This is a genomic window from Streptomyces sp. NPDC048295 (assembly GCF_040652135.1).
GTDB lineage: Bacteria > Actinomycetota > Actinomycetes > Streptomycetales > Streptomycetaceae > Streptomyces.
In genome coordinates this window covers 27,408-52,189 of the sequence record NZ_JBEZLL010000042.1, presented here as the reverse complement: position 1 = coordinate 52,189, position 24,782 = coordinate 27,408, and the positions used below count along the sequence as shown (strand labels likewise).

The 24,782-nt window shown below is 69.5% G+C and carries 20 protein-coding genes and 4 pseudogenes; 11 read left to right on the top strand and 13 right to left on the bottom strand.

The features are described 5' to 3' along the window. The first annotated feature begins 158 nt into the window (after positions 1-158). From AB0D53_RS38665 to AB0D53_RS38640, 6 genes and pseudogenes are all read left to right on the top strand, one after another. Positions 159-1,145 (top strand): MerR family transcriptional regulator, encoded by a 987-nt coding sequence (locus AB0D53_RS38665; RefSeq protein ID WP_362454048.1) that lies wholly within the window; start codon positions 159-161, stop codon positions 1,143-1,145. A gap of 196 nt (positions 1,146-1,341) precedes the next feature. Beyond that, a pseudogene (locus AB0D53_RS38660) lies at positions 1,342-2,591 on the top strand (NAD(P)/FAD-dependent oxidoreductase). 399 nt (positions 2,592-2,990) lie between these two features. Then, positions 2,991-3,422 (top strand): hypothetical protein, encoded by a 432-nt coding sequence (locus AB0D53_RS38655; protein WP_362454047.1) that lies wholly within the window; start codon positions 2,991-2,993, stop codon positions 3,420-3,422. A gap of 2 nt (positions 3,423-3,424) precedes the next feature. Further along, the gene (locus AB0D53_RS38650; RefSeq protein WP_362454065.1) at positions 3,425-4,639 is read left to right on the top strand and encodes a lycopene cyclase family protein; all 1,215 of its coding nucleotides are present in this window, start codon (positions 3,425-3,427) and stop codon (positions 4,637-4,639) included. Further along, on the top strand, positions 4,636-5,376 hold the full coding sequence (locus AB0D53_RS38645; protein ID WP_362454046.1) for a class I SAM-dependent methyltransferase: 741 nt from the start codon (positions 4,636-4,638) through the stop codon (positions 5,374-5,376). Before AB0D53_RS38650 ends, AB0D53_RS38645 begins: the two co-directional genes overlap by 4 nt. Then, complete coding sequence (locus tag AB0D53_RS38640) at positions 5,373-6,926, top strand: FAD-dependent oxidoreductase (RefSeq protein ID WP_362454045.1); 1,554 nt, start codon at positions 5,373-5,375, stop codon at positions 6,924-6,926. The genes AB0D53_RS38645 and AB0D53_RS38640 overlap by 4 nt, the downstream gene beginning before the upstream one ends. A gap of 97 nt (positions 6,927-7,023) precedes the next feature. Here the strand turns inward: AB0D53_RS38640 and AB0D53_RS38635 are convergent, their stop codons facing one another. The 9 genes and pseudogenes from AB0D53_RS38635 to AB0D53_RS38595 all read right to left on the bottom strand — a co-directional run bounded on the left by AB0D53_RS38635 (position 7,024) and on the right by AB0D53_RS38595 (position 16,941). Then, positions 7,024-8,031 carry a DUF5914 domain-containing protein gene (locus AB0D53_RS38635; RefSeq protein ID WP_362454044.1) on the bottom strand — a complete coding sequence of 336 codons (1,008 nt, stop codon included), beginning with the start codon at positions 8,029-8,031 and terminating at the stop codon, positions 7,024-7,026. Further along, a complete protein-coding gene (locus AB0D53_RS38630; protein WP_362454043.1) occupies positions 8,028-9,023 on the bottom strand; it encodes a phytoene/squalene synthase family protein in 996 nt (331 codons plus the stop codon). Before AB0D53_RS38630 ends, AB0D53_RS38635 begins: the two co-directional genes overlap by 4 nt. Further along, positions 9,010-10,578 carry a phytoene desaturase family protein gene (gene crtI / locus AB0D53_RS38625; RefSeq protein WP_362454042.1) on the bottom strand — a complete coding sequence of 523 codons (1,569 nt, stop codon included), beginning with the start codon at positions 10,576-10,578 and terminating at the stop codon, positions 9,010-9,012. The genes AB0D53_RS38630 and crtI overlap by 14 nt, the downstream gene beginning before the upstream one ends. Next, entirely contained in the window at positions 10,575-11,714 is a 1,140-nt protein-coding gene (locus tag AB0D53_RS38620) for a polyprenyl synthetase family protein (protein WP_362454041.1), read from the bottom strand. The genes crtI and AB0D53_RS38620 overlap by 4 nt, the downstream gene beginning before the upstream one ends. 135 nt (positions 11,715-11,849) lie before the next feature. Further along, positions 11,850-12,232 (bottom strand): annotated as a pseudogene (locus AB0D53_RS38615) (cryptochrome/photolyase family protein); the annotation flags it as partial. Between the two features lie 164 nt (positions 12,233-12,396). Then, a pseudogene (locus AB0D53_RS38610) lies at positions 12,397-12,573 on the bottom strand (deoxyribodipyrimidine photo-lyase); the annotation flags it as partial. A 73-nt stretch (positions 12,574-12,646) separates the two neighbouring features. Further along, positions 12,647-14,119 (bottom strand): SDR family oxidoreductase, encoded by a 1,473-nt coding sequence (locus tag AB0D53_RS38605; protein ID WP_362454064.1) that lies wholly within the window; start codon positions 14,117-14,119, stop codon positions 12,647-12,649. Beyond that, positions 14,013-14,744: a hypothetical protein gene (locus tag AB0D53_RS38600; RefSeq protein ID WP_362454040.1), complete on the bottom strand. Its 732-nt coding sequence runs from the start codon at positions 14,742-14,744 to the stop codon at positions 14,013-14,015. Before AB0D53_RS38600 ends, AB0D53_RS38605 begins: the two co-directional genes overlap by 107 nt. A gap of 70 nt (positions 14,745-14,814) precedes the next feature. Next, positions 14,815-16,941, bottom strand: a complete 2,127-nt coding sequence (locus tag AB0D53_RS38595) for an MMPL family transporter (protein WP_362454039.1) — start codon at positions 16,939-16,941, stop codon at positions 14,815-14,817. 82 nt (positions 16,942-17,023) lie between these two features. Between AB0D53_RS38595 and AB0D53_RS38590 the strand changes: the two genes are divergently transcribed. Together AB0D53_RS38590 and AB0D53_RS38585 are read left to right on the top strand one after the other, a co-directional pair. After that, positions 17,024-17,524: a MarR family winged helix-turn-helix transcriptional regulator gene (locus tag AB0D53_RS38590; protein WP_362454038.1), complete on the top strand. Its 501-nt coding sequence runs from the start codon at positions 17,024-17,026 to the stop codon at positions 17,522-17,524. Positions 17,525-17,607: 83 nt separating this feature from the next. Beyond that, positions 17,608-18,171: a DUF4383 domain-containing protein gene (locus tag AB0D53_RS38585; protein WP_362454037.1), complete on the top strand. Its 564-nt coding sequence runs from the start codon at positions 17,608-17,610 to the stop codon at positions 18,169-18,171. A gap of 44 nt (positions 18,172-18,215) precedes the next feature. Here AB0D53_RS38585 and AB0D53_RS38580 read toward each other — a convergent pair. Together AB0D53_RS38580 and AB0D53_RS38575 are read right to left on the bottom strand one after the other, a co-directional pair. After that, positions 18,216-18,368, bottom strand: a pseudogene (locus tag AB0D53_RS38580) (IS110 family transposase); the annotation flags it as partial. 1,742 nt (positions 18,369-20,110) lie between these two features. Beyond that, a complete protein-coding gene (locus AB0D53_RS38575; RefSeq protein WP_362454036.1) occupies positions 20,111-21,256 on the bottom strand; it encodes a PP2C family protein-serine/threonine phosphatase in 1,146 nt (381 codons plus the stop codon). A 382-nt stretch (positions 21,257-21,638) separates the two neighbouring features. Here AB0D53_RS38575 and AB0D53_RS38570 point away from each other — a divergent pair, with 382 nt between their 5' ends. Together AB0D53_RS38570 and AB0D53_RS38565 are read left to right on the top strand one after the other, a co-directional pair. Further along, complete coding sequence (locus AB0D53_RS38570) at positions 21,639-22,100, top strand: GNAT family N-acetyltransferase (protein WP_362454035.1); 462 nt, start codon at positions 21,639-21,641, stop codon at positions 22,098-22,100. 501 nt (positions 22,101-22,601) lie between these two features. Next, positions 22,602-22,727 carry a hypothetical protein gene (locus AB0D53_RS38565; protein ID WP_362454034.1) on the top strand — a complete coding sequence of 42 codons (126 nt, stop codon included), beginning with the start codon at positions 22,602-22,604 and terminating at the stop codon, positions 22,725-22,727. 109 nt (positions 22,728-22,836) lie between these two features. On the opposite strand, the gene AB0D53_RS38560 is transcribed toward AB0D53_RS38565, so the two are convergent. Together AB0D53_RS38560 and AB0D53_RS38555 are read right to left on the bottom strand one after the other, a co-directional pair. Beyond that, entirely contained in the window at positions 22,837-23,484 is a 648-nt protein-coding gene (locus AB0D53_RS38560) for a dihydrofolate reductase family protein (RefSeq protein ID WP_362454033.1), read from the bottom strand. Positions 23,485-23,763: 279 nt separating this feature from the next. Continuing rightward, positions 23,764-23,901 (bottom strand): hypothetical protein, encoded by a 138-nt coding sequence (locus tag AB0D53_RS38555; protein ID WP_362454032.1) that lies wholly within the window; start codon positions 23,899-23,901, stop codon positions 23,764-23,766. A 288-nt stretch (positions 23,902-24,189) separates the two neighbouring features. On the opposite strand from AB0D53_RS38555, the gene AB0D53_RS38550 reads away from it, so the two are divergent. Then, positions 24,190-24,438, top strand: coding sequence for a hypothetical protein (locus AB0D53_RS38550; protein ID WP_362454031.1), 249 nt, complete (start codon positions 24,190-24,192; stop codon positions 24,436-24,438). Positions 24,439-24,782 lie beyond the last annotated feature (344 nt).

Below are 24,782 nucleotides of genomic sequence, written 5' to 3'. Positions count from 1 at the left end.
AGGTTCCTCTTGCCGTGCATCATCTGCGGGAACGGAAAGACGTCGGCCGAATCGCGCCGGTACCTGGAGGCCGCGACGACCGGCCGCACAACATCCATGGTTGGACGCACAAACGATGCAAGCAACACGCGTCGTTTGTGCGTCGTACGGTGGGAAATATGGATGTGAAGGACGACGGCGACGGCCGGGACCCGCGCACGGACGGCGGGCTGACCACGGGCGAGGTGGCCAGGCGTCTCGGGGTTGCGCCCACCACGGTCCGTTCATGGGACCGCCGCTACGGGCTCGGTCCCGACACGCACACCAGCGGCCGGCACCGACGCTGGACCACCGCGGACCTGGCGCGGCTCGAACGGATGTGCTCGCTGACCGCGACCGGCCTGCCGCCCGCCGAGGCCGCACGCCTCGCGCTCAGCGGCACTTCATCGGCGGTGCTTCCGGCCTCCCGCGCCCCGTCACGGTCGCCGGTCCCTGGTCACAGCCGGGCCGGCAGCGGTCTCAGGCTCGGTGACGCGCGCCGGGAGTGCAAAGGGGTGGCTCGTGCCGCACTGCGGCTCGACGCGGCCACGCTGGACCGGCTGTTGCTGACCGCGATTGCCGAGCATGGCCTGGTCAACGCCTGGACAGAGATCATCGTGCCGACGCTCCAGGCGGTCGGTCGCAAATGGGAGAGCTCGGGCGAGAGATATGTCGAGGTCGAGCACTTCCTCTCCTGGCACATCTCCGGTGCACTGCGACGCAGCGCACCCCCCGTACCTCCTGAAAGCACCGGAGCCACGACGGTCCTCGCCTGCATGCCCGGCGAGTACCACACGCTGCCCCTCGAAGTCCTGACCGCCGCCCTGACCGAACGCGAACTGCCGGTACGCATGTTCGGTGGCGCCTTGCCGGCCGAGTCACTCGTCGCGGCGGTGCGCAGAACCGGCCCGGCGGCGGTGGCGCTGTGGGCACAGTCCCGCACCACCGCCAGTTGGCCACTCGCCCAGCATGTGGCTGCGATGGAGTGGGGTGTGAGGGGCGCCCGAAGGAAGCCGGTGGTGCTGATGCTGGGCCCGGGCTGGGCCGGCCGGGCCATCTCCGGTCTGCGGCGACCGTCGGCGCTGGCGGACGCGGTCGCTGTCCTGGAATCGGTTGTGGTGACGTGATACGCGTTCTGTGAACCGGTCGGAATGGCAGGCCGCCGTCTCCTGTGCGACACGGCCGTGGACTCGACGGGTGAGGCCCGAGGCGTCCCGCCACGTGCTCGGCGCCGCGGGCCGCGCACAGCCGTACTCGGGCAGTGGCCCACAGGAAGGAAGCTCACGGACAGACGATCCGCTGCGTGATGAAAAGGAGAGAGGCATGCGCACCAGTTGTCGAGAAGGCTCGGAAATCGTGGTCGTCGGTGCGGGTCTCGCCGGTCTCGCCTGCGCCCTCGACCTGTGCTGTGCGGGCCGACGGGTGGTTCTGCTGGAGGCAGGAGACGGGCCGGGCGGACGGATGAGAACGGACCGGCACGAGGGATATCTGCTGGACCGCGGTTTCCAGGTGTTCAACACCTCCTACCCCCAGGCGAAACGCCGACTCGACCTTCGACGGCTTCGCCTGCGGCCCTTCACGCCAGGCGTCATCGCGCACACGTCGCGAGGGCCGATGCGCTTGAGCGATCCCACCCGGCACCCGACCGGGACAGGCGTGCTGCAGGCCGCGCGCGCCGTCGGGGTGGGCGATCTGGCCGCGCTGGCGGCACTCACCGCACAGGACGTCCTGCTGCCCGCGGTCTGGCTGAAACGGCGCAAGGATCGCCCGACCTCGGCGGCACTGGCCGCGGCAGGACTGTCGGACGACCTGGTCGAGCGAGTCCTGCGGCCGTTCCTGTCCGGGGTGTTCCTGGAGGACCGGCTGGAGACCTCCGCCCGCTTCTTCCATCTGGTGTGGCGAAGCATGATCAGAGGGACTCTCTGCCTTCCCGCCGACGGTATCGGCCAGCTGTGCCCGCACAGCTGGCCGCCGCCCTGCCCGAAGGAGTGCTGCGGCTGGAGACAACTGTCGCCGAGGTGACCACTGCAGGCGTTCTCCTGACTGACGGCCGAGAGGTACCGGCCGCGAGCGTTGTGGTTGCGACGGACGCCGCCGCGGCAGCCCGTCTGCTGCCAGGGCTGCCAGTGCCGGAAGGACGCACGGTCACCACCTACTACCACGCGACCGGCACCGCGCCGTTGGCCGAACCGACGCTGATGGTGGACAGCGCCGGAGTGGTGCTGAACACCTGCGTACTTTCCGAGGTGGCGCCCACCTACGCACCGCCGGGCACCGCTCTGGTCTCCACGTCCGTTCTGGGGGCCGACCTGCCTGGTGCGGCCGCAGCGGTGCGCGGGCGCCTCGCCGAGTTCTACGGACGGGACACGAGCGACTGGACGCAGCTCGCCGCACGCACTGTCAAAGGGGCGTTGCCCGCGATGCTGCCGCCCTGGCAGCTCAGCCGCACGACCCGGTTCGGTACGGGCAGGTACGTGTGCGGGGACCACCGGGCGACAGGATCGGTGCAGGGCGCGCTGGCGTCGGGCACGCGCGCCGCACGGGAGGTACTCGCCGACCTGGCACGAGGGTGACTCTGCGACGCCGCGTCGATCGCATCCACAGGCCACCGATACTGCGAAGAGATGCTGACGGAGAAGACCTGTGAACCCCTCAGCCCGGAGTAAGACGTGAAGATCAGCGATGCTCGTGTCCCGGTGGCCGGTGCCACCGACACCCTCGGCGGTGCGTTCCTCGCCGGACTGGTGGCCGGGGACGCGCGTCCGGCACTCGCAGGGCGCGACGCCGGCCGGCCGCGGAGAGCCGCACGGGACTGTCCTCGCGCGCCCGTCCTCACCCGCGACGCGTATGTCCCTGACTCCCGCGCCCGCACGGCACACGATGCCTCGGCTGTCCTTGATGGCCCGGACGCAGTCGTCGTCGCTTCCGGGGTGCTGGCGTCCGGCACCGCGGACGAGGGAGGTGAGCAGGGCATGAAACATTCGTTGACGGTCAACGCCCTCGCCCCCGCCGAGTTACTCCGTACCGCGCCCGGGGCCCTTGCACCCGGATCGGTGATCGCCGCTGTCACGGCCTTGGTGGCAGGGCGGCCCCGGCGGAACCCGGCCGACCACAGCGCGTCCGAGGCAGCGGACCACAGCGCGTCCGAGGCGGCGTCGAGCGCCTGGCTCCGTGCAGTGCGCCGCGAGAAACGGAGCACCGGTGCTCGAGTGCTCGACATCTGCCCGGTACCCCTGGAAACCGGTTTCGCGGGCCGAGCCGTCGCAGGCACGGCCGCACCCATGCCTCCCGGGGGCGACCCGCGCCAGGTCGCTGGAACCGTCGCGGACGCACTGGAGACGGACGCCGGGCTGCTGCGCACCGACCCTCATGGAACACCCACCGTCGAAGGGCGGGCCCGGTGACCGTGCCCGGACATACGGTCGGCAGGTCCGATGTGGTCATCGTCGGTGGCGGAGCGGCGGGCCTCAGTCTCGCCCACTGTCTGGCGGAGAGCGGCGCCGTCACCTTCATTCTCGTGGAGCCGCCGGACGGACCGCGGCGCCCGCCGGAACGGACCTGGTGCTACTGGGAGCGGGGCACGGGCGGCTTCGACGAGGCGGTTCACACCTCATGGCCGCTGCTGCGGATCCATGGCACCGACGGCGACGAGCTGACCGTGGACCCCGCCCCGCTGAGCTACCGCATGCTCCGGTCCACGGCATTCGAACGGCTGGTGCACGCCCGGGTGGCCCGTTCACCCGGTGGACGTATCCTGCGCGCCACGGCGGACATCGTGCGCAACACGGCCGGCGGTGCGGAAGCCCGATGTACGACCCCCGACGGCCGGACGCTCACACTGGGTGCCCGCCACGTCTTCGACTCGCGCCCCCGGCACACCCTGCCACCAGCACGGACACAACTGGTGCAGCACTTCCGCGGCTGGTTCGTGCGCACGGACACAAAACGGTTCGACCCGGCGGTCGCCGAACTCATGGACTTCCGCGTTCCGCAGCCGCGGCACGGGCTCGCCTTCGGCTACACCCTGCCGCTGGCGCCGGACCGGGCGCTCGTCGAGTACACGGAGTTCTCCCGGACCCCGTTGCACACAGCGGTGTACGACGCGGCCCTGACCAACTACAGCCGCGACATTCTGAAACTCGGTGCGTTCACCGTGGAGTCGACGGAGCAGGGTGTCATCCCGATGACGGATGCCCGCTTCGCCCACCGGATCGGGCCCGCCGTCTTCCGGATCGGAGCCGCAGGCGGTGCCACCCGCCCGGCCACCGGCTACACCTTCGCCGCCATCCAACGACAGAGCCGGGCAATTGCCGCAGGCCTCCACGACGGCCACGTCGTCGTGCCGCCACCGCACGGGGGACGGGCACGCGCCATGGACGCGGTGCTGCTGCGAGCCCTGGACACCGGGCGCATTGACGGCCCCGACTTCTTCACCGGCCTCTTCCGCCGAGTCCCACCGGAGCGCCTGTTGAGGTTCCTCGACGGCGACACCTCACCCTGGGAGGAGTGGGGCATCGGCCTGCGCACCCCGATCGGCCCCATGATGCGGTCCGCCATCGAACTCCCCTTCCTGCCCCGCCGTTTCCACCCCGTCCCACGCATGGGAGGCAACAAGCGATGACACTGCTGCGCGACCACGACCTGGCACGCGCCTTCGACCACGCCTCGGGCACCTACGACCGGCTCACCGCCTTCAACCCCGGCTACCGCACCGACCTCCTCCGCTCGGCGCGCCGCCTCCGGCTGCCCGGTGACGGAGCCGGACTGCACGTCCTCGACCTCGGTTGCGGAACCGGCGCCTCCACCCGGGCCCTGCTGCGGACCGCGCCTCGTGCCAGGATCACCGCGGTGGACGCCTCGTCCGGGATGCTGCGCCGTGCGCGGGCCAAACCGTGGCCGGCCCGGGTGCGCTTTCTCCACCTGGCTGCGGAGGAAGTGGCGGCGGCGCAGGCAGGCCCCTTCGACGCCGTGTTCGCCGCCTACCTGTTCCGCAACGTCACCGACCCCGACGCAGTCCTCGAAACCGTCCGCACCCGCCTGTTGCGGCCGGGGGGACGCCTCGCCGTGCACGAGTACAGCCTCGCAGGCTCGCCGGCGTACCGCGCCCTGTGGACGGCGGTGTGCCGCGGCGTCATCATCCCGGCCGGCACACTGAGCGGCGATCAGGCCCTCTACCGTCACCTGTGGCGCAGCGTCCTCGACTTCGACACCGCGCACGCGTTCATCACCCGTCTCAACAGTGCGGGGTTCGCCGACGTCCGCGTCATCCCGGTCGCCGGATGGCAGACCGGCATCGTGCACACCTTCCTCGCCCGAACCCCTGGCTTCACCCCCGCGGCGGCCGGAGGCGTCCTGTGAACGCCCGCGACCGGGCCGCCCGGCGAGGCCGGGACCGCAAGGCCGAGCGATGGGTGCCCGCTCCGGGCCGGGAGCGTTTCGCGCGCGAGGACGCTCCCGCTGTCGCGGTGGTCGGCGGCGGCATCGCCGGTCTCGCCGCGGCCACCCTGCTGGCCGAGCGAGGCGCCCGCGTCACCCTCTACGAACGCGACGAAGTACTCGGCGGCCGACTCGCAGGTAAGCGCGTCCGCCTGGCCGACGGTTCCGAGGCCACCATGAGCCGCGGCTTTCACGCCTTCTTCCGGCAGTACTACAACCTGCGTGGCCTGCTGCGGCGGACCGACCCCGGACTCGACCGCCTGAGGCCTCTGCCCGACTATCCCCTCAGACACAGCAGCGGACTGACCGACGGTTTCGCCCGCGTTCCCCGGACACCGCCCTTCAGCGCGCTCGGATTCGTCGCCCGGAGCCCGACCTTCGGCTGGCGCGACCTTGCCGCCATGGACGCCAAGGCGGCGCTTCCACTCCTCGACGTCCGGGTGCCCGAGGTCTACGACCGGTTCGACACGGTCAGCGCGACCGAATTCCTGGAACGTGTCCGATTTCCGCAAGCGGCGCACCATCTGGCGTTCGAGGTGTTCTCACGCAGCTTCTTCGCCGACCCGCGTGAACTGTCCGCCGCGGAACTCCTGCTGATGTTCCACATCTACTTCCTCGGCTCCGCGGAGGGCCTGCTCTTCGACGTGCCCGCCGAGCCCTTTCCGCAGGCCCTGTGGGAGCCGCTCGGCGACTACCTCCAGCGCCTCGGGACGACCGTGCGCACCGGCACGCCCGCGCGCGGCGTGCACCCGCATGACGAGGGGGGAGTACGGGTGCTGACCGACACCGGCGAACACCTCTACGACGGGGCGGTGCTCGCCCTCGACCCCGGAGCCCTGCGCGGTCTTGTCGCGTCGTCGCCCGGGCTGGGTGATCCCGCGTGGCGGCACGATATTGCCGCGTTGCGGACCGCCCCGCCCTTCCTCGTCTCCCGGTTCTGGCTGGACCGCCCGGTTCACACAGACCGCCCCGGATTCCTCGGCACCAGCGGCTACGACGGTCTCGACAACATCAGTGTCCTGAGTCACTACGAGGGGGAGGCCGCCCGTTGGGCCGCCCGGACCGGCGGCTCGGTGGTGGAACTGCATGCTTACGCCGTCGCCGCCGATGCCGCACCGCAGACGGTGCAGAACCGCCTGCTCGACAGCTTGCACCGGGTCTTTCCCGAGACCCGGGACGCACGGATCGTGGACGCCCGGCACGAGTGGCGCTCCGACTGCCCGCACTTCCCTGTCGGCTCGTACCGGCGGCGGCCCCCGGTGCTGACCCCCCACCACCGAGTGACGCTCGCAGGCGACGCGATCCGCTGCGGGCTGCCCGTCGCCCTCATGGAACGGGCGGCCACCACCGGGTTCCTTGCCGCTGGGGTTCTCCTCGCTCAATGGGGAGTTCGAGGGCAGATGCTCTGGACGGTGCCCAGGGCCGGGCGTTCACCCGTGTTGCGGGCTCTGGCGGCATGGGCACCAGCCTGATCGGCCTACGCCCGCCGTGGTGCGGTCCGGCTGTACGCCCTGGCAGCCGGGCCGCGGGAACCCCGCCGCACACGTCGGTCCTCCTGCCGTGGCGGGTTCATCCGGGGAAGCGGCCTGCGCGGCGCAGTGCCCAGCGACGTTCGGCGTAGGCGAGGTCGTCGCGCCAGAGCCGGGCGGCCGTCCGGCGCATCAACGGGCGCAGGGCGGGTGCGGCTGCGCGAGCCAGCGCGAATCCCCTCCGGTCCGAGGCCGCGACGATCGCTTCGATCACCGCTGTCCTCGGTGCTGCGTCGCTCTCGCCGGTCAGTGGTGTCGCGTGCGTTTCCACCACGGACGTAGAGCCCTCACCTTCCGTGATGCGCATGACGACCGTGCGTGGTCCGGGCGCGGTGAACTCCGCCCGGACCGGAACCACCAGGCGGTCGGTCACCCGGAAGGAGACGTCCACGACGAAGGCGTCGTCCTCGTCACCGAGTGGCGGCCGAGTCACTGTCAGGTCCAAGAACGCGTAAGGGTGGAGCCACGAACCGTGCCAAGGGTCGAGACGGTTGGCAATCACATCCTCCGGTTCGCACCGTCCGACCGACGTGAACACGGCATCCACCCCGCTGCCCGCCGCGGGCCGTACCGGTACCACGGGACGCTCGGACGGCTCCTCACCGCCGACCGTGTCGAGCCGCAGCCACACGAGCACGCCGTCGTCATGGACCGGGTACGGGTCCCAGCCCGCGAACGAATTGCCGTCCAGGGCCAGACCGTGCCAGTGACACACCAGCGCGCCGCACACCACCCGGCTGTCGCGCAGCGGCGCACCGAGATGCGGGCAGACGCCCGGCCCCGCGTGCAGCTCACCGCTCTCCGACCGCCACACGACAGCCTCTACACCGCCCACCGTCCTGCCGTGGGGACGGCCACCGCAGCGCACGTCCCGGGAAGCACCGACGACGAACCAGTTGCCGGACGGACGGGCCGAAGCCCGCTTGAGCACGTCGGAGATCAGCGCCGGACGTGCCTCACGCCAAGTCGGCTTCTGTGTCGCCCAGCCCGAGGGCCGGCGACGCCGCAACGGAGACACCCAGTGGGCCCGGTTCACTCGTCCGCTCACTGCACAGGTCCTTCCATCGGAACCGTGGCGCCGTTGGTGGAGGGCGCCCGGTGTGTGACGCGGGCGCGCCACCGCGCATGTGCGATGCGTACCACTCCGGCAGCGGCCGTGGCCGCCCGGCGCCCGCGTGGCACCACCGCGCGGCGATGCAGCACCGCGTAGTCCTTATCCGCGATCGCGTCGAGGATGCCGCTGTAGAGAGTGAACGCGGCGTGAATGCAGGGCCGTGTTCGCGGATCGAGCATGGCGATGCCCGGCTCCGCCAGCCGGTACACCCTTCTCGTCATGGCCTCCGCGGTGACGAGCGCAGCTCGGATCCGCGGATCACGGCGGCCCGTACGACGGCTCCACTGCAGCAGCGGCCGGTCCACGCCGTGGGCTGCGAGCAGGTCGGCCGGCAGATACACACGGCCCCGGTCCAAGTCCTCGCCCACGTCCCGCAGAAAGTTGGTCAGCTGGAACGCCACTCCGAGGGCCACCGCATGCGGCGCTGCCTCCTCACGGGGTACGACTGTGCCGAGCACCGGCAGCATCTGCAGGCCGATGACCGCTGCCGAGCCGTGCATGTAGGCCTGTAGATCGCGATAGGTCGGATAATCGGTGACGTGCAGGTCATTGCGCATCGAGACCAGGAAATCGGCGAAGAGCGAGTGTCCGATGCCATAGCGCGCGGCTGTGTCGGCGACGGCCCGGACGACGGGTTCGGCTCCGCGGCCTGAAAGCAGTCCGCGCTCCAGGTCGCTCTCCAGGCACCGCAGCAGACGGTCACGCTCCGCCGGACTCCGTGTCCGGTCCAGGTCGTCCACGATGTCGTCGGCCCAGCGGGCGAAGCCGTACAGGGCGTGCACCGCGGACCGGTGTTCCACGGGAAGGAGACGGGTGGCCAGGAAGTACGTCTTGCCGTGGCGGGCGTTGAGCTTCCGGCACCGGGTGTAGTCGGCGCGTAGAGCCGGGTCGGTGATCCCGGCGGCGTCCAGTTCACGATGGGTCATGGCCGCCTTTTACGGTGGGGGCGGCACGTGCCACGCGCGATGCAGGACGGACGTGCGGGATGCGCGGTCCTCGGGCGCCGCCCGTGACGCGTGCGGCAGCGAGCTTGCCGCTGATGAGTACCGTCGGCACTCCGACTCCGGGGGTCGTGCCGCAACCCGCCAGTACGACGTTCTCCAGGTGCCTCACCAGGTTGTGCGGCCGGAAGGGACCGGTCTGGGCGAAGGTGTGGGAGACCGAGAAGGGGCTGCCGGCCGCATGTCCCTGTGACGCCCAGTCCAGTGGCGTCACCAACAGTTCCTCCTTGACGCTGTCCGCGAAACCGTCCAGACCGCGCCGCTCCAGCTCGGCGACGAGACTGTCACGGTAGCGGGGGCCCAGGTCTCTCCAGTCCGTGGCGGAGGGGCCCACCTCCGTGTTCGGGCAGGGAGCCAGGACGTAGTGGAGGTGTCTGCCGGATGGTGCCAGGCCGGGATCATGTGTCGTAGGCCGGGTGATCAGCAGCGACGGGTCGCTCATCAGCCGCCCCGAGCAGGTCAGTTCGTGAAAGGTGCGTTCCCACGCCGCGCCGAAGGAAAGTGTGTGATGCGCGAGGCCAGGCCAAGTGCGGTCGGTTCCGGCGTGCAGGACGACGGCTGACGGTGAGTGACGTAGACGTACCGGGCGCCGTGGAATGCGCCCCAGTAGCTGGTGCGCGGCAGGCAGCTCACAGGTAAGCACCACCACGTCGCACGCAATTCGCTCGCCCGAGGCCAGCCGTACGGCACTGACCCGGCCCGCCGAGCGTTCCAGCGCCGTGACCTCGCTCGACCAGCGGAAGTCGGCACCCGCGTCGGCCGCCGCACGGGCCATCCCGAGGGGCAGTGCGTGCATCCCGCCCTTGGGGAACCAGACGCCGGCGACGGTGTCCATATAGGCGATGACCGCGTAGGCCGCGAGGGCCCTGGCCGGCGCGACTCCCGCGTACAAGGCCTGGAAGGAGAAGACCCGGCGCAGACGGGGGTCGGCTAGGAAGCGGCCGATACGCCGGTCCAGTCGCCCGAAGCCGCCCAGGGCCGCGAGGCGGGCCAGGTCCGGGTGCAGGAGCTGGAACGGGGAGTCGAAGTTCGTGTCGATGAAGCGTCGCATCTGCGCCCGGTACAACCGCCTCAACCAGTCCCGCAGTTCTCGGTATCCGGCTGCCTCGCCCGGTCCGGCGAACCGCCTGACCTCGTCCTCCATCGCCTCTCCGTCGGTGTGGACATCGAGTGAGCTGCCGTCCGCGAAGCACGCCCGGTAGGCGGGGTGCAGGGCCGTCAATTCGATGTGACGGTCCAAGCTGTCGCCCACGGCGGCGAATGCCTCGTCCGCCAGATGCGGCATGGTCAGCACAGTGGGCCCCGTGTCCACCTCATAGCCTCCGAGGCGAACGCGGCCGGCCCGGCCGCCGGGGCCGGCGTCGCGTTCGATCACCGTCACCCTGCGTCCTGCACCCAGCAGATGCAGAGCGCCGGCCAGACCTGACAGCCCCGCACCCACCACGACGACGTGATCCGTCGGCCCCGGTACGGTCCTCACACCGGCCCCCCGGAGCACTTCGACGTCGGGCCCGATACGCGTTCGACCAGCGCGGCGAACTCCCGTCCCACGAGGGGCTCCGCACCTGCCCGGTCGAAATGCCGCAGGCTCGCCGCTGCCAATTCGCCGATCTTCGCTTCCACAACGGCCCGCGCGCCGGTCCGCTCCAGCACCGTCCGCATACGCCGTACGGCGTCGTCCGACAGCGGGGCCGTGCCCGGCTTGAGCGTGTCCGCTGCTGCCTCGTCACCGGAGGCGTCGGCGAGACCGCGGCCCACGGCGAGCAGGTAGGTGAGCTTGCGCGTCCGCAGGTCGTCGTCGGCGGGCTTGCCGGTCAGGTCCGGGTCGCCGAAAGCGCCGAGCAGATCGTCGCGAAGCTGGAAGGCAAGACCGGCACACCGTCCGGCGGAGCGCAGCGTCTTCGTGAGCGAGGCGTCGGCCCCGCTCAGGGCCGCTCCCAGAGCGAGTGGGCGCTCGATGGTGTACAGGGCGCTCTTGAGTGTGGCGATGGCCAACGCCTCCTCGAGTCCGGCCGATCCGGTGGCCTGCGCCCGGAGATCCCGGTACTGACCGGCGACCATCTCGGTGCGCATCGACTGCCACTCCCGGTGCAGCCGGATACCGTACGGCGAGCCGAGTGCCGCTTCGGTCAGCAGGTCGTCCGCCCAGGCCAGCGCGAGATCGCCGGCGAGTACCGCGGTCGAGGACGCGAAAGCTCTGGATGGACCGTTCATCTGCGCTGCCAGATGCATGCGCGCGAATTCCACGTGCATCGCCGGTGCGCCCCGGCGCAACGACGACCCGTCCATCACGTCATCGTGTATCAGTGCGCACGCCTGGACCAGTTCCAGGGCCGCTCCCGTGCTCACGACCGCCGCGATGCCACCCGCACCGCCCGCTGCCCGCCACCCGCACCACACGAAAGCCGTACGCAGCCGCTTCCCGCCGCGCCGGACAAACGCCGATACGCGCTCGGCCACCTCCCGTGCGAAGACGGGATCCGTCTCATGGGCCCGGCACAGAATTTCGTCGAGGATCCGCCCGAGCTCCACCTCGACGGCACGTACGACGTCGCGGGTGAGCGGATCGTCGGCCGACCCGGCCGGTTCGGCAACAGCGGGCCGCAGTCCCAGCATGGACACCCCCTTCTCACTCTTGGTCGACTGCACACCGGCACTTCTGTCGAGGGTCCTGGGCCGGATGCACTGATCCATGCCCGTGTGTGCGTGGGATCCGGGAGCGGTCACCCCACCGGGCCATCGGCAGCGCGGTCATGGCGGCGCGTCACCCCGTGCGCGTTCCCGTCGAAGCGCCTCGTCCAGGTCACCGATCCGGTCGAGCCGATACATGGGCCGGGCGGTGCGGTCGTTGTGGCGCAGCCGGCCGCGGCGGTGGTCGAGAAGCGCCCAGTAGCCGGCCGTGCAGGGGCGGGCATGCACACCCGTCCGGTCGCCGGTCCGGCAGCGGCACGGTCCGCACGAGTCGCTCATACGATTCACGCAGGCGTCGCCCGACGTGTAGTGCTTCGTTGTCGTCCGGCCGCCGTCGGCGTACTGGGCCATGCCGATGACATGGGGGTCATGACCCAGCCGTATCCAGTCACGCAGCGGTGGGACCAGTCCGTGACTGCGGCCGGGTCCCGGCCCCGCTTCAGGGGCGGCAGTCCGCGGAATCGACCGTCCGGCGGCGTCTGCCTGTCCGGCGCAGCCGGGTGCCGCCGTGCTCGTTCCCCCACGTGGCGAAGCCGCTCATCGGCATCATGAAGCCTCGCGCGGGACCCACGGTGACCCGGGGCACGGAACGCACCAGCCGGGCGGTGAGGAAGGCCTGCCGATCGGCCGCGTCGAAGCCGACCGCGTGCACCCCGGAATCGCGCACAAACAACGGAACCACCTCGTCCGCCGCTCGCAATGCGGCGTGCAGCGGCGGCTGGTCGCGCAGACGCAGGCCCGAGGTGAACAGGACGACCGCGACAGTCGGATCGCCACTCCTGATGCCGTGATGCGAGGCTCTGTCCGCTACTGCCGAACTCTTCGCCGCCCCCGGCGTGTCGGATGCAGTCGGCGGGCTACACGACGGTCCGGGTGCCCTTGCCTGCGGCGTGGGCGATGTTGCGGGCCATGCCCCCGAAGACGACGGCGTGGAAGGGGGAGACGGACCACCAGTAGGCGTGGCCGAGCAGCCCGTGAGGATGGAAGAAAGCGCGTTGTCGGTAACGCGTGTGCCCCCCGTCGTCCGTCTCGACGTACATCTCCAGCCAGGCCGGGCCCGGTAGCCGCATCTCCGCGCGCAGTCGCAGCAGCCGTCCGGGCTCGATCTCCTCGACCCGCCAGAAGTCCAGCGAGTCGCCGGCCCGCAGGTGTTCGGCGTCGCGTCGTCCACGGCGCAGGCCAACCCCGCCGACGAACCGGTCCAACCAGCCACGGACCGCCCAGGCCAGAGGGAAGGAGTACCAGCCGTTGTCGCCGCCGATACCCTCGATCACCTTCCACAGGGCCTGAGGAGAGGCCTCGACAGGCAGATGACGCTCGTCTCTGTACAGGCTGCCGCCCGCCCAGTCGGGGTCCGTGGGCAAGGGATCGCTCGGTGCACCTGGCAGGGCCGCCGAGGACCAGCGTGTGGCGACCTGGGCCTCCCGCACCCGCCGTACCGCCAGGGCAAGTGCCTCGTCGAACGGCAACGGCCGTCCGGGAAGGTCGGGAACGTACCGGGCGATGTCATGTTCGTGGCAGACAACCTCGTGGCGCAGCGACTCGGTGAGCGGCCGGGCGATGGAGGCCGGGACAGGAGTCACCAGCCCGACCCAGTGGCTGGACAATCGGGGAGTGAGGACCGGCACCGGTACGATGATCCGCCGCGGCAGTGCGGCGACGGCGGCGTAGCGGCGCATCATCTCCTGGTACGTGAGAACGTCTGGCCCGCCGATGTCGAATGTCCGGTTGACGCCGTCCGGCATGCTTGCCGAGCCGACGAGGTAGCGCAGCACGTCTCGCACCCCGATGGGCTGCGTGCGGGTGTGCACCCAGCTGGGGGTGACCATGACGGGGAGACGTTCGGTCAGATACCGCAGCATCTCAAACGACGCCGATCCCGAACCGATGACGACCGCGGCCCGCAACACCGAGGCAGGCACAGGCGAGTCCAGGAAAATACGCCCCACTTCCGCCCTGGAACGCAGGTGCGGAGAAAGGGACTGCTCGGGCACGCCTCGCGGAGTGAGCCCGCCCAGGTAAACGATCCGCCGTACGCCGGCGGCGTGCGCCTGCTCGGCGAAAAGCCGCGCTGCGCGGCGGTCGGTTTCCTCGAAACCCGAGCCGGTTCCGAGCGCGTGCACAAGGTAGTACGCGACATCGATGCCGCGCAGTGCGACGGCCATCGACTCGGCATCCGTCACGTCCCCGCGCACGGCTTCGGCCTCCCCGGCCCAGGGGTGGTCACGCAGCTTGCTGGGGGTACGTGCCAGACACCGGACGCGGTGACCGGCCCCCAGCAGTTCCGGCACCAGACGTCCGCCGATGTATCCGGACGCTCCGGTGACCAGGCAACGCAGCCCTTCCGGACCTCGTTGCGTCCCGTCCTCTGCCATACCGTTCATGCGCTTCTCCCACCAGGAGACGCGGGCTGTGGCCCGAACCGACCACGCAACTACTTCGGGCGGACCGGCGCGCACGGATGCACAGCACGTTCCGGCGCGGGCTCGAGCAGCCCTTGCTCCCGGCGCGGACTTCGGGTTGCTCCTGTCGCGGGAGCCTGCCTGGTCGGCCGGGGCCGCCGGCGTCGAGCAGCCCGGTGGCCTCGAACCGCTCCGTGGCGGCGAGCCTCGGCAGCTCGCGCCGGGACAGCATCGTGACCACCGCGGCATGGCTGCCCGCACCAGTTGTGCCACGCTCATCCGCCAGGACACGTACACGGACGGACGTCGTCGTTGCACGGCAATGACCGAGCGGTCGGCCACATGCGCCACGAGGTACCCCTGCGCGTCGGCGGCGGCATGCGTCCGCCAAGCTCACGCGGCACCCGAACCGGTCTGCGTCGCGGATCATGTCCGTGTCCGTCCAGTTGATATGGGCGATCCCGGCACCCACGCGTCGACGGGCGGCCTCCGCCCGCAGCACGCGGGTGAACGAGTCGACGCCCGCCTTCGACGCGCAGTAGGAACTCGTCATCGGAGCGGCGCCGAAGGCCGACCGGCGGCACGAACTCATCATTCGGAGCGGCATCGAATGCCGACCTACGTCACGCCACGGGTCTCGGCGTGGCAGTGGCATCCAGGCCGCTTGCCTCGGCCTTCGTCCGGGACAGGGAACTCGGCCACCAGGCTCGGGGACCTATGTCGATCATTAGTGCCGGCACCAGGAGCGAGCGGACCACGAGAGTGTCGAGCAGCACACCGAAGGCCACGATGAAGGCGATCTGCACGAGAAATGCCAATGGGATGACCATCAGAGCGGCGAATGTCGCGGCGAGCACGACACCCGCGGACGTGATCACTCCGCCGGTAGTGGTCAGCCCGCGCAGCACACCCTGCCGTGGTCCGTGCACGAGCGCCTCCTCCCGCACCCGGGACATCAGGAAGATGTTGTAGTCGACACCGAGCGCCACCAGGAAGACGAACCCGTACAGCGGCACCGACGCGTCCGTACCGCTGAACCCGAGGAGGTGCTCGAAGACCAGCGTCGACACGCCGAGCGTCGCCAGGAAGTTGAGTGCGACGGTCGCTACCAGCAGGACGGGCACGAGCACGGAGCGCAGCAGCAGCACGAGAATCAGCAGAATGATGCCGAGCACGATCGGAATGATCAGGATGCGGTCCTCGGCCGCCGTCTGCTGGGCGTCATATTGCTGTGCCGTATAGCCGCCAACCAGCGCGTCGGCTCCTGGGACCGCGTGCACGTTCCCGCGCAACCGCTCCACGGTTTTCTTGGCGGCGTCGCTGTCCGCAGCGGCGTTCAAGGTGACGTCGATGCGCACCCGCCCGTCGACGACCAGCGGCTCGCCTGCTCCAGGTCGCCCCGAGGCGGAGACGGCGCCGACCGAGGCCACGCCCTCGGCGCTCCTCGCCGCGGCGGCCACCTGCCCGGCACGGTCGGCGTCAGTGATGATGACGGCCGGATTTCCGGAGCCGCCCGCGAAGTGCTTGCCGAGCGATTCCTGAGCGGACACGGACGGCGCGTCGTGCACGAAGATCTCGTCGAGCGGCACGCCCCGTGCAGACAGAGAGGGGGAGAGCGCTGCGAACACGGCCAGCACCAGCGCGGTGAGCAGCCAGACCCGTCGCGGTCGGCGGTTCACCGTCGCGGCGACACGGCGCCACACGCTGTGACCTTCCACAGTCGCGTCCGCGGCTTTCGGCAGGGAGGGCCAGTACGCGGCGCGCCCCAGCAGGGCCAGCACGGCGGGCAGAAAGGTGACCGTGGAAAGCACGGCGCAGACGATGCCGATCGCGCCCACAGGTCCTAGAGCACGGTTGTTCGTGAGATCGCTCGCGAGCAGGGCCAACAATCCGAGCGCGACGGTGCCCGCGCTCGCAGTGATCGCGCCGAAGGACCTGCGCACGGCTTCGGCCGCAGCCGCGGCCCGATCGCCATGCACGGCAAGTTCCTCGCGGAAGCGGGCGGCCAGCAGCAGGGCGTAGTCCGTTGCCGCGCCGATCACCAGGATGGAAAGGATGCCCTGCACTTGGCCGTCGACCCGGACCACGTCGCGGGCCGCCAGCGCGTAGACGATCGCACAGGCGAGACCTAGAGCGAAGACGGCACCGAGGATGATCATGAACGGCAGCAGTACGCTCCGGTAGACGAGCAGCAGAATCAACAGCACGGCCCCCAGGGCCACGCCCAGCAGCAGCCCGTCGATGCCCGAGAACGCGTGCGACAGGTCGGCCTGACTCGCTGCAGGGCCGGCGATCTGCGCCGTAGCGCCCGGTACACGCTTCGCCGCGTGAGCCACCTGGTCCAGGACCGTCGACAGATCGTCGCCGAGGTCCGGTTTCAGCTGCACGACGGCCTGCATGGCCTCGGCATCACCGGAAATCAAGGCCGGCGACGGACTGCCGACGACACCTGCGTTTCCTGCAAGTCCGGCCACGGCACGGGTTGCAGCTTTCTGCTGGGCTTCGGTGATCCGCTGCCCGTCCGTTGTCCAGACCACGATGGCCGGCAGTGTCTCGGACTGGTCGAACGCCTTACGCGCCTTGAGCACCTTGGTGGATTCGGCGCTCTGCGGCAGGAACGCGGCCTGGTCGTTGGTCGCGACATCGCCCAACTTGCCTGCAAAGGGCCCGAGCGCTCCGCCGATCCCCAGCCAGACGAACAGCAGAACGAGGGGTACGAGCCACCGTGCCCCGCGTGGTGTGGTTCTCATGAGCATCCCCAGCAGTAGGCGAAATGGCGAAGTGACTCACTGATCAAGTATCTCAATGATTGAGTGATCTTATAGTAGGGGCATGATCGGTTCCGGTGCGCCCTCTCCTCCGCCTGAAGACGACCCGACGGGGCTGCAGTCCTTCGCTGTCCTGCTGCGTCGAATGAACGGTGAGTTCAACCGCATCGCCCAGGAATTCGCCCAGGCACAGGGCCTGCATCTCACTGATGTGCAGGCCCTGATCGCCATCCTGGACGCCAACGCTCCTGCGTCGGAGGAAGCCATGACGCCCGGCCGCCTGCGCAAGCAGCTCAACCTGACATCCGGCGCGGTGACGGCCTGCCTCGACCGGCTGGAGCGCACGGGGCACATTCGGCGCGTGAGAGCGGCCGACGACCGTCGCGTGGTGCACCTGCACTATGCAGGGGCGGCCAAGGATCTGGCCAGGGACTACTTCCGGCCGCTGGCCCGCAGTACCGACGCTGCGCGTAGCCACTTCACCGCCGACGAACTAGCGGTTGTCGTCCGGTTCCTCGACGAGATGAACCGAGAGCTTGCCATCCTCCGTCGGGACTCGAACTGAAGTGATCACCGTCGTGGCGGCAGGCCTGCCGCCGGTGCAGCGGGCACTGCATCCGATGCGAACGTGACCAGCGAAGAAAGGGCATGAAGCTACAGGACGAACTCCCCGTCGATCACCATCTGGCCACCGTCTACCGCTACGGCGCAGGCTTCTGCGGCCTTGTCCTGCTCGCATTCGCCGGTCTGGGTTTCGCCGACGCTCTGAGACCCTTCGACACGGCCGGCGACACGATCGCAGGCATGACCACCAACGTCACGCTCAGCGTCATCTCCACCGTGGTCGGTCTGGCTCTGCTCACAGGAGCTGTGGTCGGCGGCAACTTCGCCTCCACTCTCAATATGACGGTCGGCGGACTGTTCGTTCTGAGCGGCTTCTTCCACACCTTCGTCCTGGACCGCCCCGCCAACTTCCTCGGCTTCGGCCTGATCAACGTGATCTTCAGCTTCATCATGGGGTTGGTCATTGCGACGTTCGGCATGTACGGCCGGGTCTCCAGCAAGCTCTCGCACGACAACCCCTACTGGCAGCGGAGGCATCCCGAACAGGCGGAACGGGAACGGGGGGCGGCAGCCGCCCTGCCAGTCGCCGTACGGAACCGGCGGGCGCCACGTCCTTCGAACCCGGTCGGTACGGATGAAGAAATATGACAGCAGTGCAGAAGCACGTGGTCATGTGCGTAAGGCTTTGACGGCACGGTGCCGAACGCCGCGGCCGGCTTGTCGAGGACGGCCTGCATCTGCGGTTCGCTGTTGGGCGGCTATTTGTCGAAGACCTTCTCACAGGCCGGGACGATCCCTTGCCCGTGATGAACGCATTTACTGTCGTCCAGACCGAGGAAGTACAGCCGCGTCGTCGATGCCGTACGAGTTCGATGCCGTACAAGCCGTCTTCCCGAGGCTCTTGGAGTGTCGGCCAGGGCTCGGCTCGTATGAACGAATCCACGTCATGGGGACCTGCCGCCCGAACCGTTCAGGCATCGCGCGAGATACGGGCGTGAGCCGGAAGGCGGTACGCAAACACGTTTCGGCGCCCGGTGGCCGAGCGACATCTGCGGCCGGTCGGGCAAGGACAGCCTTTCGAAAGGTGGCATTTCCATTCCCGACCACGCATTGAGCAGCATCGCCTCCGCGTTGCTTCTCCTTCCTGCCCTCGCGCTCTTTCTCCTTATTCGGTCCACCCGTAATCATTCCGCACGGCACGAACTCATTCTTTCCGCCTCCTACCTGCCCAGTGCCCTCGTTTTCGGCCTTGCCCATGAATACGTGCTCGGTAGCCTCCTCCTTTTTATTTCTGCTTGTGCTGCCGCGATCGCAGCAGGTGTGAACAGTGCAGCCCAGGAACAGCAATCTGACGAGACCACCGACCTCTTCGATCCCGATCGGGGACTCCTCGCGAGTCGACGGAACCGCAGGCCTGCGCCCCCGCGTGCCGGATCCCCCGGGCCACATGGTGGTGTTTATGACAAGGACCTGATCCAGGCCGATGCCGGCGGAACCGTCGCACCATCCGGCGAGGAGCGCCTCCACAGTGGGAGGTGGAGGCGCTGGAGCCGGTCGAATTCCAGCGCCTGATCCTCGACGCCGTCGTCCCGGGCTCGTTGCCGCAGGCATAGAGACTGCAGACTTTCGTCAGGACGCTGATGTCCGGCGGCGTGATGTGGGTCAGGTTGTGGATGTGGCCGAGACTGCGGGCGCCCATCTCCAGGACGAGGCAGTGGGTGGCGGTGGCGGCCGGGGTGAGGTGAGGGGCAGGCCGCCCGACTTCACCTGCCGTGAGTCGTACGCGGCCGGCTGGTTGATGCCTGCGGAGGGGTCCGGTATGTCGGCCAGTACCCTGCCGACGGCGCGGGTGAGTTCGCTGAAGGCCATCGGTTGCACGGCAACGCTCCTTCGTACGGGGGAGGGGACGGGGCTGTGCCGGGGGAGCGGCGGCGCCCCTGATCAGGTTGCGGGGGAGATCGATGCGTCACTCTCGGATGGTGCACCGCAGCCCAGGGGACGTGGGTCGAGGCCGATGCCGCGAGCGCCGTGGAACCGTTCGAACCGAGCGAGCGGCGTAGTGGCCCCGCAGGCGTGGCCGGGGTTTCTTGGAGACCGAGACCATGCGCCGGCCGGCCCCGGCTTCGTGCTTGGGGTGGTCCGTCGTCATGTACGCGCAGGCGTCGGCTCGCAACAGGTGGATGTCGAGGACGTACGCGGCGAATGGGTTGTGGGCCAGGCCGCGTATTCGTGTTCGTCGACCACGTACGCGCCGTCCTTGAACGCCCGGCCGAGCCCCCCACGGGTGGGGGTGCCGTCGCGGTGCAGGAGCGCTATCTGGAGGCAGACCAGGCCGTACGGGTGGCAAGCACCACGGGCCGTCCTCCTCCCGCGGCAGTCTGCCCGTCCGGGGCCACTTGGGAACGTCGGCCTGATCATGGCCCCCGGGGGTACTCGATGATGTCCTCGGACAGACTCGTGCAGGGCGAACTTGCCGGACGGCAGGTGCCGGCCGCCGTAGCCGTACGAGCCGCCGCGCCGGGAGAGCAGTACTTTGTCACGCGCGCGGACGCTGACGTGCCGAGGTCCGGACCGCGTGTCCGTTCAGTCAGGCGCTGTCATCGGTGGTACGCACCACGGTGGGTGTCTGGCGGAAGGTGTGCTGGACGGCGATCACGGCGGCGTCGTCGGTCAGGTGGCCACCGACATGGGCGAGCAGGTCGGTGCGCAGGTGACGGATCAGCGCGGAAGGGCTGTGGAGGGTCCAGGAGGAGGCGCGCTCGGCCAGCGGGTAGAAGGCGCCTCGGGCATCCCGGGCCTCGATCACCCCGTCGGTGTGCAGCAGCAGCAGCTCTTCGGGCTCGAAGGCGAAGGTGTCGACGTGGTAGACGGCAGCGGTCAGTTCGCCCAGACCCAGCGGCGGGGCGGGCTTGGTGGCGCGCAGCGCGGAGACCTGCCGGGCGCGCAGCAACAAAGGGGGCGGGTGCCCGCAGCTGACCACGTGGATGAGTGGCAGCGCGTCGGGGATGTCGAGGAGTGCGGCGGTGATGAAGCACTCTCCGGCCGTTTCCACCTCGGACGGCTCGGCCAGGTTCCAGCACACGCTGTGGTCCAGGTAGGCCGCGAGCTCAGGCAAGTCGGCCTGGCGGTGCGCGGACTCCCGGAAGGCCCCCAGCAACAGGGCGGCGTCGCTGATCGCGGTCAGACCCTTGCCCATCACATCGCCGATGATCAGCCGCGTACCTGTGGGGGTGCGAATGGCCGCGTACAGATCGCCGCCCATCAAGGACTGTTCCTGTGCCGCCAGGTACATGGACGCCACCCGCAGCGGGCCGATCTGGCGCGGAAGCGGCCGTAGCACCGCCCTCTGGGTGGCCTCCGACACCATCCGTACCAGCGCCAGCTCACGGGCGCGCCGCTCGCGCAGATAGCAGAAGACCGTCACGACCCCCGATACCACCAGCAGGGCGAAGAACTGTGACCCGAAGTCCACCGTGCCGAGCAGGTGGGAGTCCAGGCCGATGATGAGCATGCCCACCACCGCGACGGCGGCGATCGCCCCGGTGACGAGGGTCGAGGCGAAGGATGCGGTGAGCGCCGGCGCCACGATCAGCAGCGACGGCCCCAGGGGCAAGCGGGCCGCCAGTACGTCGACCAGCACGATGACCACGATCAGGCCGAGCGGGAGTGCCAGCAGGGCGTCACCGGCCTGTCTTGGTCGAAGACGCTGCGTGAACCGCCGCCACAATTGCATACCTCCTGCCTACACCCGACCCGGCAGCCCCGCAGTTGCACGCACAACCGCCCGCCATCATTCGAGTATCGGCGCGAACACAGGCAAAAACCCCCAACAGGTCGCCTCCGCCACCAAGCAGCCCACCCCGTGGAATGACTGGAACGGTCACTCGCGCCCATACGGCGCAGCCGCAGATCACCGGCCCCGCGCACTCGACGGGCACCGCCCTGCGGGCTGCGATGATCATGGGTCACGAACCGATACGCGCCCTAACAGAATGCAGCGAGCCCGGTGCGTCGAGCGTGACTTCCTCGCCATCGGGCGCCGCTCTTCGGTCACGGGCATGGGCGGCGAGCAGCGGCCCCCGGGATTGTCAGTGGTCGGTGGCAGACTCCGCGGCATGAGTGACCAGGTGTGTTTGAGAGATGTCGAACTGGCCGATCTGGAGGTGTTCTTCGCGCAGGAGCATGACCCGGAGGCCGCGCGGCGGTCGAATTTCCCGCCCCGGGAACGGGATGCCTTCATGACCCACTGGGCGACCAGGGTCCTCGGGGACCCGGCTGTCTTCGTGCAGGCTGTCACCGTCGACGGGGTACTGGCGGGCAACCTTGTGGCGTGGTGGGACGAGGACCGGCGCTTCATCGGGTACTGGTTCGGTCGGCGGTACTGGGGCAGGGGTATCGGTGCGCGGGCGCTGGCGCTGTTCCTGGAGCGAGAGAAGGCCCGCCCCCTGCACGCCGATCCCTTCCTCGGGAACACTGGCTCCGTGCGATTGCTGGAGAAGCACGGCTTCCGGCGCACCGAGACGGTCTGGTACGCCGAGAACGAGCACATCATGCTGGTGCTCGACGACGACCACTGACGGATCTCGGTACTCCAGCAGCGGTTCGTGTGCTGAGCTGGTGATTGTCGTTGCCCGGGTATGGATGGGATGACTGAAGTCGACTGCGGGCCGTTGAGTTGGAGTCGGCTTTCGCGCGGGTGGCGGGCAGGTTCGGTCGGGCTGATCCATGGTGGCGGATGCGTGCCCACGTCCGTGGCCTGCTGGGCGGGCGACACGCAAGAACACCGGCGACTCGCGGATCGGGCGGGCCACCGCCCCGGACGGTTTCCGGCAGCTGTTGAACAGCAGTGCCTGGGACGAGGACTCCTTGCGTGACGACGTCCGTGACTACGTCGCTGAACGGCTCGGGCCAGGCGGCGTAGGTCCCCGACGAGCGAGGCTTCGCGACCAAGGGCGAACTGGCCCGGGACACGGTCCGTCGCTGTCCGGGCGCCGGTCTGCAGGCTGCCTGGGCCACCGCGGACGATGCTCTCGCTGCTGGACGGAGGACAAGCTCCACCGAGCACGGCTCTGCACTCGATGCAGCTACGCATCCGCGGGGGCACCGACCCGCCCACCGTCATCATCCTCAGCCGGGTCGTCCAGGCCGACCTCCTTGATCTGCTGGGGCTCGACGTGCGGCGTCCACGCTGGCTGCAGACCTGAACAGCACTCACTCGCAGCGACCCGCGAAATGCGGGGCCAGGACGCCACTGAGCGGCTTCCATGCCGCTGGTGCTGGTGAGGGAACCCGCGTCGGCCGGCTGGTCCGGCCTCACTTCCGCCAGAACAGGTGGTGCGTCACGCCGCTCGGGCTGGGCACGACATCCTGGTGGAACCGATCGAGCAGCTCATCGGGGGACTCCCACAGCCGGGCCCCGGATCCGAGCTTCGTCGGCACGACCGCCACATGCAGGGTGTCGACGAGGTCGGCTTCGAGGAACTGCCGGATGACCGTGGCCCCACCGCCAAGCCGGACGTCCCGGCCCTGCGCCGCCTCCTTCGCCTGGGCGAGCACCGCGGCCGGGTCACCGCCGACGAAGTGGAACGTGGTGTCGGAGAGCGTGAACGACGGGCGCTTGTGGTGCGTCATGACGAACACCGGCATGTGGAACGGGGGCTCGTCACCCCACCACCCCTGCCACTCGTGGTCCTGCCAGGGCCCGCGCTGCGGCCCGAACTTGTTGCGGCCCATGATCTCGGCGCCGATGTTGCGGGCGTAGTCCCGCGTGATGTAGTCGTCCAGACCTCGGCTGCCGCCGCGTTCGGAGCGGTTGATGGGTGGGTGGTCGGTGGCAATGGCCCAGGCGAACATGTGCCCCGGATCGGCATGGCCGAACGGCTTCTCGAGGCTCTGGCCCTCGCCGGCGCCGAACCCGTCGCCCGAGACGGTGAAGTTCTGGACCCGCAGCAACTGGCTCACGTTGCTCCTCCTGCTTCGCGCTTTCTGATCACTTGACGAACGGTAGACCGGCCGGGCCGGGAAAACTCATCGCTATGTCGAGCAGCTCTCATCGAGCTCCCACGGCCGCCCGGGCGACGATTCCCCGGTGGTCGTCCCCCGGCGTGACCACCTGCGGATCACCGGGCGAGCGTCCAGCGGCAGCGGCGGGTCTTCCGACCCTTGCTTTCGTCGCGGGAGGCCGCGGCCTGGCGGGCCAGCTCCCGGTTGGCCACCGTACCTCGATCACCTGATCGTGCGTCAGTGATCGTGCGTCAGCTCCGCCCAGGGATCGGGCGGCCAAAGGGCATCGATGATCCCCACAACATCCAGCGGCGCAAGAAACTCGGCAGCGACGGGCATAGCGCCCGAACGCTCGGTCACCACGGGCTCGATCACGCACTCCATACGGGGGCGTTCCGCCGTGGCCGCGGGAACCCGGGAAGTCATCGACACACTCGGACCAACGTCGACGTGCCCGTGCCGGATAGTGTCCGGCCCCGCTCTCCAGCCGAATCAGCGACCCACGAAAGACGGGGCTCAGCCGCCCAGCCGCGTCGTCCGCCCCACACTGGACGACATCACCCGCTCCGAACACCAGACCCTTCTGCGGTTCGGCGAGCCGCCATCTCCCGTGCCGACCCGCTCGCGGAGCTCCTGTTCCGCTGGATCGCCAGCCAGGACAATATGAACGCCGCGACCAACCACGCCTGCCGGTGGCTGTTCCTCGACAGCCGAGCCGGGCAGCCGATCCACCTCGCTGTCCTTGGGGCCCTTGTCAAGGACAGCGGCATTCCCGTCACCGCCGGCCGCACTGCCGCGATCGGGCAGCACGTGCTGGAGATGCCTGCCCCGGTCGTCGCGGAGGCTCTGAGCCACCATTGGGTCAGCACGTCCGCGCTGGCCTCCGAGTCCGGAGGAACCTGGAGCCGATAGGCCTCCGGAGACCACTGGTGGTCACCACCAGGCTGGACACCGCAGAGCACTACCTCGACCCACGGACGTCGGATCGAACCTGCTATGCGACAGAAAGAGGGCTCAATGGAATGTGCATCAAAGTCCAACGGGTGAGGGTGAGGGTGAGGGTGAGCAGAGCCTCGCCGGTGGTGCCCTAAGGCTGGTCGAAATCCTCCGGCAGCACGTCGAGCAGGAAGTGCTCGACTTCCAAGGCCGAATACGCCGTATGGGACGGCGAGGGGCCGTCGCGCCGTCGGTTGCACCGCCGTACGCCGCCGTCCGCGGCGCTCGACGCCGATGTACACGGCGACCGCCGTCTCGGC